We start from the raw sequence: 9476 nt of genomic DNA, 5'->3' as shown, positions 1-9476 counted from the left end.
CTTGCGGAATGCTGACCAAGAGAGGGAACGCCGACTCCTGTGAGGGAATGCTGACTCCTGTGAGGCAGTAGGGGAGATAAAAAGCTTATGATATAAAACTTTTAGCTATTGGACAGTTCCTGAAATTTGTAAAGCAAGCCAGCGCACATTGCTATAACTAATTTTTTTGATTAAATTAGACAGACCAATAATTTCCTCAAGGATATCCCACTTTAAGATTACTAAAAACAAGATTTTTTGCTTAAAAAAAAATTAATATTTAGTGTTTGCACTTAATACAAAAACACTAACTTTTTGATATTCCAAAATCAATCCCGGAACTCTACAAAGTTCCATGTAATGATAGATAGTAAATTAAATAATCACTTGTTCTTAAAAAACAAAGCAAGTAACTAAATTCATCATTAATTGAAAGAATTTAATTACATAATTTGGCTGATTTTTCGGACAATATTTAATTACTAAAAGCCTGAATTTACAAGGGAAACAATCCCTATTTTTCAACTACTGTCGTTTAAAATTACAACACAACAAACCATGGCTACTACACTTCCTTCCGCTCAAGACCAATATATGCTCGAATTGATCAATAGAGATAGAGCCGATCCTCAAGCAGCAGCAGATCTTTATCTCAATGGAGATCTCAATGAAGGAGTTCGCACACGAGATACAATCTCCACTGATGCCAAACAACCTCTAGCATTCAACCTCAACCTCAATGCTGCTGCTGAAGGCCACAGTCAATGGCAATTAGATAATAACGTATTCAGTCACACAGGAGAGGGTGGTACAAATTCTAGACAACGTATGCAGAATGCGGGGTACACCTTCACAAATCCCTCTGGTAATGGAGAAAATATCGCTTGGTTGGGAACAACGGGTACACCCAATTTCACTACTTTTGTAGAAAGGAACTACGAAAACTTATTTGTTGATGAAGGCTACCCTCGTAGAGCTCATCGTTTAAGTCTGATGAACTCTGACTTCCAGGAAATTGGAATTTCTTCACTACAAGGCCAGTTTACCAATAGTAGTGGTAGAACTTTCAACGCAGTGATGAGTACCCAAGATTTTGCTTATTCTGCGGCAGGTGGCCCATTTATTACAGGTGTTGCTTACACTGATGCAGTTAATAATGATGACTTCTACACAGTTGGTGAAGGAATCGGCGGAATAACAGTTACAGCAGTTGATACAGCAAATAGTGCTAATACTTTTACCACAACAACTTGGAACTCAGGTGGTTATAGCTTAGATGTAGACCCAAATGCGACTTATGATGTCACCTTCTCTGGCGATCTAGATGACGATGGTCAGGCAGATGATACAGCTACTTATCAAGTTACTGTTGGTTCCGAAAACGTCAAACAAGATGTAGTGAGCGACAACTTACCTCCATCTACTCCCACCAATAGCGCCCCCACAGCAGTACAAATAGATAGCAATACTATTGCTGAAAATAGTGACAATAATACAGTGGTGGGTAATTTAACTACCTCTGACCCTGATGCTGGTGATACTCATACTTATCAATTGTTGAATGATGCTAATGGTCGTTTTGCTCTCGATGGAGACCAAATAGTAGTTGCTGATGGTTCTCAATTAGATTTTGAAAGTAATCAGACTCATAATATTACTGTGCGCACTACTGATGGTGGTGGTGAAAGTTTCAACCAACAGTTGACCATTAATGTCACTGATGTTGATGAGACTCCACCCAATAGCGCTCCCACAGCAGTACAAATAGATAGCAATACTATTGCTGAAAATAGTAACAATAATACAGTGGTGGGTAATTTAACTACTTCTGACCCTGATGCTGGTGATACTCATACTTATCAATTGTTGAATGATGCTAATGGTCGTTTTGCTCTCGATGGAGACCAAATAGTAGTTGCTGATGGTTCTCAATTAGATTTTGAAAGTAATCAGACTCATAATATTACTGTGCGCACTACTGATGGTGGTGGTGAAAGTTTCAACCAACAGTTGACCATTAATGTCACTGATGTTGATGAGACTCCACCCAATAGCGCTCCCACAGCAGTACAAATAGATAGCAATACTATTGCTGAAAATAGTGACAATAATACAGTGGTGGGTAATTTAACTACTTCTGACCCTGATGCTGGTGATACTCATACTTATCAATTGTTGAATGATGCTAATGGTCGTTTTGCTCTCGATGGAGACCAAATAGTAGTTGCTGATGGTTCTCAATTAGATTTTGAAAGTAATCAGACTCATAATATTACTGTGCGCACTACTGATGGTGGTGGTGAAAGTTTCAACCAACAGTTGACCATTAATGTCACTGATGTTGATGAGACTCCCACTGAACCTGAGAACAACGAACCTATACGTGGCGGAGTAGGCAACGATGTGCTCGACGGCGACGGTGGCAATGATATAATTAGTGGAGGCATAGGTGACGATCAACTTAACGGAGGTGGCGGTGACGATCAACTTACTGGTGGCCCTGGTAACAACGTACTTAATGGCGGTGATGGCAACGACTATCTGGGCGGCGGAGAAGATAACGATGTTCTCAATGGTGACAATGGTAATGATTTAATCATTGGATGGATAGGCGACGATCAACTTAATGGTGGTGAAGGCGACGACGAGCTCAAAAGTGGCGATGGTAACGATACCCTCAATGGTGGTACTGGCAACGACCTGCTCAATGGTGGTACTGGCAACGACCAACTCAATGGTGGTACTGGCAACGACCAACTCAATGGTCATACTGGTAGCGATACTCTCATAGGAGTTGATATCACTTCTGCCCAACCTGGTTCTAATGAGATAGATATTCTGCGAGGCGGTAATGATGCTGATGCCGATATATTTGTTTTAGGCGATGACAGTGGTCAAGTTTACTACACTGGAAATGGTATAAATGATTATGCTCGGATCATTAATTTCAATGGTGCTCAAGGCGATCAAATTCAACTATCTGGAAGTAGTGGTGACTATACATTAGGAGAAAATGTTCCTGGATTGCACAGAGGAACTGCTATCTATAGTAATGATGACTTAATTGGTATTGTCGTAAATGTTGCAGATATGGATTTGAATAGCAGTGACTTTTCTTTTGTATAAACTTCTAGGGCCTGTCTTAATTGATTTTATATCATGTCCGGTAGCATCGGAGCATATATAGAGTTAGGGTAAAGCAGAAAGCAGAGGGAAGAAGGGTTAGAAGCGTTTGGACAAATTAGCTTTTCATAACCGGATTTGGTATAATATCATGTCCAGATAATCAGTTATAAAAATCTTATCTCTTTGAACCTTTCTTTCCCTTCTGCCTTCTGCCTTCTTCCCTATGCCTTCCTTTCTCCAAAGTGTAAGTCCTAATTAGTTTACTCGATCTTCAAGCAAATGATTTTTGTGCAAAAATATCGGGTTTTGTCCACTATTTTCCCTTCTACCTTGAAGCCAATAAGTAATCATTTTTCCTCTACCTCTAACCGAAATATTTCCCCGTGGTTCCAATAAATATTTATCTTTTAAAAGTTCATAAGTAGCTGTGGTAACTTGAATGTTTCCAGGTATTCCACTTGCTTCCATTCGAGATGCTACGTTAACTGTATCACCCCACAAATCATAAATAAACTTTTTAGTACCAATTACTCCTGCTACAACAGTTCCAGTATTAATACCAATCCGGATTTGGAAAGGTTTTCCCAAGTCATTTAAAAACTGAGTAATGGCCTGCTGCATATCTATTGCCATTTCAGCGATCGCCTCTGCATGGTCGTCTCTAGCTGCAGGCAAACCACCAACGACCATATAAGAATCTCCGATAGTTTTAATTTTTTCTAAATCATGCTTTTCAGTCAATTCATCGAAAGCTGAGAAAATTTGATTGAGCATATCCACTAATTCATTAGGAGATATTCGAGCTGAAAAACCAGTAAAATCTACAATATCAGCAAACAAAATGGTTACATTTTCATACCGTTTAGCAATTGGATGTTGATTTTGTTTTAATCTTTCGGCAATCTTAGCAGGCAAAATATTCAACAATAAACGGTCAGACTTTTCTTGTTCTAATCGTAGTTCACTTTCTACAGACTTACGTTTTGTAATATCTTGAATTGTACCTTCATAGTAAAGTATTTCTCCATAAACATCACGAACTACACGAGCATTTTCAGAAATCCAGATTATACTACCATCAACACGATAAGCTTCTGATTCAAAGGATGAGATAGAACCATTTTTTTCTAGGGCAGCAATAAACTCAGAACGACGATTTGGCCTAATATATAATTGTTGGCCAATGTCAGTCATATGATTTTTCAACTCTGTTTCTGAGGAACAACCATACATCTTGACTAAAGCTGGATTTGCACTAATGAAATATCCTTCTGGGGAAGTTTGAAATATACCCTCTGCAGTATTCTCAAAAATGCTACGATATTTTTCCTCAGCTCGTTGTAGCGCATCTAGTACCCGTTTGCGTTCTGTAATATTACGCGCTACCCAAATCACACAGTTATCTGGTAATGGTGAAATGTTAGCAGTAAACCAAATTTCATTAGGATTAGGAAGAGGAGAATAGGGATAGGGAGGTAAACTAGAAGATTTGTAATTAGGAACTTTACATGAGATTCCCCATAGAGAGTTAGGCTTTTGAACATTGCCATTCTGTGGATTTACAAGCAGACTATATTCTAAATTAACAGTTTCCCGTGTATTCAGTACTCGCTGAATATTAATCATAAATAGGTTGGCTTGCTGAGGAGGCAAAACTTCATAAACACTTTTACCAATCAATTCATTGATGGGACTATATAATACTTCTGAATTGGTAGATAAGATTTTGACATATCTACCTTTAGCATCGAAGACAGTAATTACATCAGTCATTGCCTCAAATAAAACCCGCAGTTCCGCTTCTGATTTTCGTAAGGCGGTTTCTACTCGTTGACGCTCTGTAACTTCCATCATTAACAAACGATTTGATTCTTTGAGAGCAGCAGTACGTTCCTCTACCTTTGTTTCTAACTGTTGATTTGCTCTTTGCAAGGCTTCTTGTGCTTGTTTGCGCTCTGTAATATCTTCAACAGTTCCCTCGTAACGAATTAACCGCCCATCTATGTCTCGCACAGCTCTAGCATTTTCAGAAGTCCAGATCAGACTACTATCTCGGCGATAAACTTGTGACTGATAGTTAACTACAATATCTTGTTCCTGTAGCATTTGCATCAGTTGAGACCGACTTTCTGGATTACCGTAAAGTCGATGTTGCAAGGAGGTCAGGTTAGTAATCATCTCTTCAGGAGATTCATAGCCATAAATTCTAGCTAATGCGGGGTTAACACTGATGAAGTAGCCATCGGGAGTTGCTTGAAAAATTCCCTCGACGGCATTTTCAAAGATAGTGCGATATCTCTCTTCTGCTTGTTTTAGTGCTGCTTCTGCATCCTTGCGTTCGGTAATATCAACGCCTACAGCAAAAGCAGCTTTCCCTCTAGCGTATTTTTGGGAAACAATTAAATAATTCCGAGTAGCGCCATTTACATTAGAAGATACTTCTCGACAGTCATCCTGAGCGGAACTGGCAAAAAATTGGCGCATAAATTCACTAAATTCTTGACTGGCTTGCAGAAAGCCAATATTTTGACCAAGAAAAGCTTCTTTAGGTAAATTGTAAGTTTCTGCTAAATGTTTATTAACTCCCAAGTAGTGTAAATCTGAGCTGATCCAAGAAACAATTCCTGGCACTGCTTCTAAAATAGCTCCTAACTGTTCTTGAGTTGCTCCCAGGTCTGATTGAGCTTGTCTACGTTCGGTAATATCAATCCCAACTACAAATGCGGCTTGATTATTATGATATTTGCGAGCAACAATTAAGTAATTTTTGGTTTTATTATAGTAACTTGAAATAATCTCAGAAGTTATTTCCTGCTGAGAACTTGCAAAAAAATCTTTAATTAAGGTATTAAATTCAGAACTTTTATCTATAAAACCAATATCTTTACCGACAAAATCTGTTCGCGGTAGGTTAAAAATATTAGCTAATTGTTGATTTACTTCAATATAGGTTAAGTCTGAATTAATCCATGAAGCCATTCCAGGGACTGCTTCTAGTGCTGTTTCTAGTTTTTCTTTAGCGGCTAAAAGATTTTGTTCGGCTTGTTTGCGTTCGGTAATATCTATACCTACGATAAAAGCAGCTTGGTTTTGATTGTATTTTTCTGCTACAACCAAGTAGTTGCGAGGTTCTCCGTGAATTTGCGATACTATTTCACCTATGATTTCAGACTCAGAACTAGCAAAAAACTTCTCAACAAATTTATTGAATTCAGAGCTTGTACCTAAAAAGCCAATATTTTTACCCATAAATTCTTCTCTGGGCATACCAAAAATATCAGCTAACTTTTGATTCACTTCTATATAGCATAAATCTGAACTAATCCAAGATACTGTTCCAGGTACTGCTGCTAAAACTGTTTGTAACTGTTCTTTGGCATTTATTAGGTCATTTTCTGCTTTTTTGCGTTCTGTAATATCTATACCTACTACAAAAGCAGCTTGGTTTTTATTGTACTTTTCTGCTACAACTAGATAGTTGCGAGGTTCTCCATGAACCATTGATGTAATTTCACGACTTGTTTCTACATTTGAACTTTCAAAAAATTCTTGTAGAAAGTTATTAAACTCAGAACCTGCGCCTAAAAAACCAATACTTTTGCCCGCAAATTCTTCTGTGGACATACCGAACATCTCAGCTACCTGATGATTAACTTCTATGTAGCGTAAATCTGAACTAACCCAAGATACTGTACCTGGTACTGCTGCTAAAACTGTTTGTAATTGTTCTTGAGCTGCTTTCAGAGCTATTTCTGTTTGCTGATGTTGAGCAATTTCTTGCACTAAGCGATCGTTTGATTCTTTGAGTGCTGCAGTGCGGTCTTCAATTATGATATTTAACTGATGCTCATTTAAGATGCAGCTTGAATTTGCTTTTTTTAGTTCACTAACAGTTTGGCGCAGAGCAATCAACTCCTGAATCAATTCCTCTTTAGTTTTATCTTGGTCATTCATAATTTTAAAAGTTTATGATGATCTGGGAGTATATTAATTTACAGCAGATTCCATGTAAATGTGGCAGTAGTTCAGAGTCTAAATAATGAAAGCCTATTTAACACGCATATTCGCCGATTGCAATAACTACAATTCTTTCCCACTCCCTACTCTGTACAGACGTTGCGTACAACGTCCCTACTTCATAAACCACCAAATACGCTGTATATTGAATAGTGTACTTTTTGAGACAAAATTGTCTTGATTCCTATTTAATTTGTGGGCAATAAATATAATTGTTATTATCAATTAATACTAACTGTTGACGACAAATATTCAATGACTTTCTGTCTCCTACAATCATAGCAATAATAGTAGTTTGAATTTAGGTTGAGTGGACTTGAATAATTTTAGAATCTTAAAATTTATCTCGTTTAAATCCTCCTATTTTCTATTTTCAAACCACCTAATACTAAAAATTACTTAAATTTACAAAGGTTAAGAATTTAACCATTGTTTACATTTTAGATGAATCAGTTTTAGATATCAGGTAGCTATCTACCAGTCTATTCACCGATCTAGTAGACATTTCCTGATATAATTAGCATCAATGATGATATTTTTTCTTGGTTTTATATCTGTGTATCCCTTATTTTGAGCAGATTACACATGAAGATGCCCTGTGATAGTCAAAAAACTGATAATATATTAACACTCTTAAATATTAATGTCAAAAATTGGCCATAAATCTGAAATAAATTGTTACTTTTAATATTCGGGCAATAAGCAAAAAACTTTAGTTATAAGTAACAGAGAACAGATATAAGTGTTTCACTTCGTTTGGAGGTATTTTCATTTTAGTAGACTACAGTAGGGATGTTCTATGGAACGTCCCTAAAAAGTTTTTTTATGAAGATTTTGTGAAGATGTTGTTGATCTAATGAGCGCTGTAAACTTTTTATACCACTGCAATACAGTCAATTTCTACAAGAACATCTTTGGGTAAGCGAGCAACTTCAACACAGGCACGGGCAGGAGCATTTTCGGGGTCGAAGTATTTAGCGTAGATGGTGTTGACGGTGGCAAAGTCGTTCATGTCTTTGAGGAATACGGTTGTTTTGACAACATTTGACCAAGATGCTCCTGCTGCGGTGAGTATAGCTTCTAGGTTTGCCATAACTTGTTCTGTTTGTTTACTTACATCATCGGTGTAGACTATTTGATTAGTTCTAGTATTGATCGCTATTTGACCGGAGACAAAAATCATTTGACCTGTGGCAGCGATCGCTTGATTGTATGGGCCAACTGGTTCGGGAGCTTTGTCGGTTTTGATTATTTTACGGGTTGTCATATTTTGTTTTTTTTGTTAATTAATTATGATTTGGTGTTGATGGCTGAGAATTTTCAGCTTGATACATTTCACCATTCGGCATTATTGCATAAGTGAAGTCTGTTTTTGCAACTTTAATATAGTTATACTAATTCCCAAAAATAATGCTATAATTCCGATGCAATTTCAGTTATTACAGCAGTTTTGGAGTTGATGAGGTACAAAATTTTAGGACTTTAGGGAGTAGGGAGTAGGGAGTAGGCAGTAGGGCTATCAACAGCATTAAAATAATTAAACAAAATTAGACACTATTAGACATTTATTGTGATATACTAGATTTATGTCTAACTTATTAACCATATCTGAAGCAGCAGAACTGCTAGGAGTGTCAACCAAAACAATCAGACGATGGGAGGCTGAAGGACGGTTAAACTCAATCCGTACCGCAGGAGGTCACCGGAGGTTTACAGTATCTGATTTAATAGGTAACAAACAAGATAATTCTTTGACCGTGGCCTATGCTAGAGTTAGTAGCCATGACCAAAAAGATGATTTGGATCGCCAAAAAATAGTCTTAGAGACATACTGCGCTCAACAAGGTTGGTCATTTGAAGTTATATCAGACTTAGGCAGTGGTTTAAACTACCGTAAAAAAGGTTTAATTAAACTGATAAAACTGATTTGTTCAGACCAAGTAGAGCGATTAGTTTTAACTCATAAAGACAGATTGATGAGATTTGGTAGTGACTTGATATTTACTTTGTGTGAAATATTTGGCACAGAAGTAGTTATTATTAATCGTTCTGAAGACTCTACTTTTGAGGAAGTCTTAGCTCAAGATGTAATAGAAATAATTACAGTTTTTTCTGCCAGACTTTATGGTTCAAGAAGTCATAAAAACAAACAAATTGTCAAACAATTAAAAGAGGTGGCCGATCAATTGAAATGAAATCCTTGAAAACTAAGTTAAAACTTAAACTACAGCAAAAAACAATACTTGCCAAACACGCAGGAGTAGCTCGTCATGCTTATAACTGGGGATTAGCAACTTGCATTACTGAGTACGAAGAAACTAAAAAACGCCCCAGTGCAATTACCCTGCATAAAC

5 protein-coding genes are annotated in these 9476 nt (G+C 37.2%); 3 read left to right on the top strand and 2 right to left on the bottom strand.

Annotated elements, in window-relative coordinates; genetic code table 11:
* Window positions 1-537 precede the first annotated feature (537 nt).
* Entirely contained in the window at window positions 538-3105 is a 2568-nt protein-coding gene (locus AC3DU7_RS16425; RefSeq protein ID WP_488040402.1) for a cadherin domain-containing protein, read from the top strand.
* Between the two features lie 255 nt (window positions 3106-3360).
* On the opposite strand, the gene AC3DU7_RS16420 is transcribed toward AC3DU7_RS16425, so the two are convergent.
* Window positions 3361-7059, bottom strand: coding sequence for a PAS domain S-box protein (locus AC3DU7_RS16420; RefSeq protein WP_488040401.1), 3699 nt, complete (start codon window positions 7057-7059; stop codon window positions 3361-3363).
* Window positions 7060-7996: 937 nt separating this feature from the next.
* Window positions 7997-8389 carry a RidA family protein gene (locus tag AC3DU7_RS16415; RefSeq protein ID WP_488040400.1) on the bottom strand — a complete coding sequence of 131 codons (393 nt, stop codon included), beginning with the start codon at window positions 8387-8389 and terminating at the stop codon, window positions 7997-7999.
* A gap of 319 nt (window positions 8390-8708) precedes the next feature.
* Here AC3DU7_RS16415 and AC3DU7_RS16410 point away from each other — a divergent pair, with 319 nt between their 5' ends.
* Together AC3DU7_RS16410 and AC3DU7_RS16405 are read left to right on the top strand one after the other, a co-directional pair.
* Window positions 8709-9317: an IS607 family transposase gene (locus tag AC3DU7_RS16410; RefSeq protein WP_488040399.1), complete on the top strand. Its 609-nt coding sequence runs from the start codon at window positions 8709-8711 to the stop codon at window positions 9315-9317.
* Window positions 9314-9476, top strand: a 163-nt coding sequence (locus tag AC3DU7_RS16405) for a helix-turn-helix domain-containing protein (protein ID WP_488040403.1), incomplete at its 3' end; no start/stop codon positions are given. The genes AC3DU7_RS16410 and AC3DU7_RS16405, both read left to right, overlap by 4 nt.

This window comes from Okeania sp. (assembly GCF_983059655.1).
This window is presented reverse-complemented; position numbering and strand designations above follow the sequence as displayed.

What these genes read in the sequence shown, in the direction of transcription:
- AC3DU7_RS16410 (WP_488040399.1), top strand. Translation starts at nt 8,709, where the DNA reads ATGTCTAACTTATTAACCATATCTGAAGCAGCAGAACTGCTAGGAGTG.
- AC3DU7_RS16415 (WP_488040400.1), bottom strand. Translation starts at nt 8,389, where the DNA reads ATGACAACCCGTAAAATAATCAAAACCGACAAAGCTCCCGAACCAGTT.
- AC3DU7_RS16420 (WP_488040401.1), bottom strand. Translation starts at nt 7,059, where the DNA reads ATGAATGACCAAGATAAAACTAAAGAGGAATTGATTCAGGAGTTGATT.
- AC3DU7_RS16425 (WP_488040402.1), top strand. Translation starts at nt 538, where the DNA reads ATGGCTACTACACTTCCTTCCGCTCAAGACCAATATATGCTCGAATTG.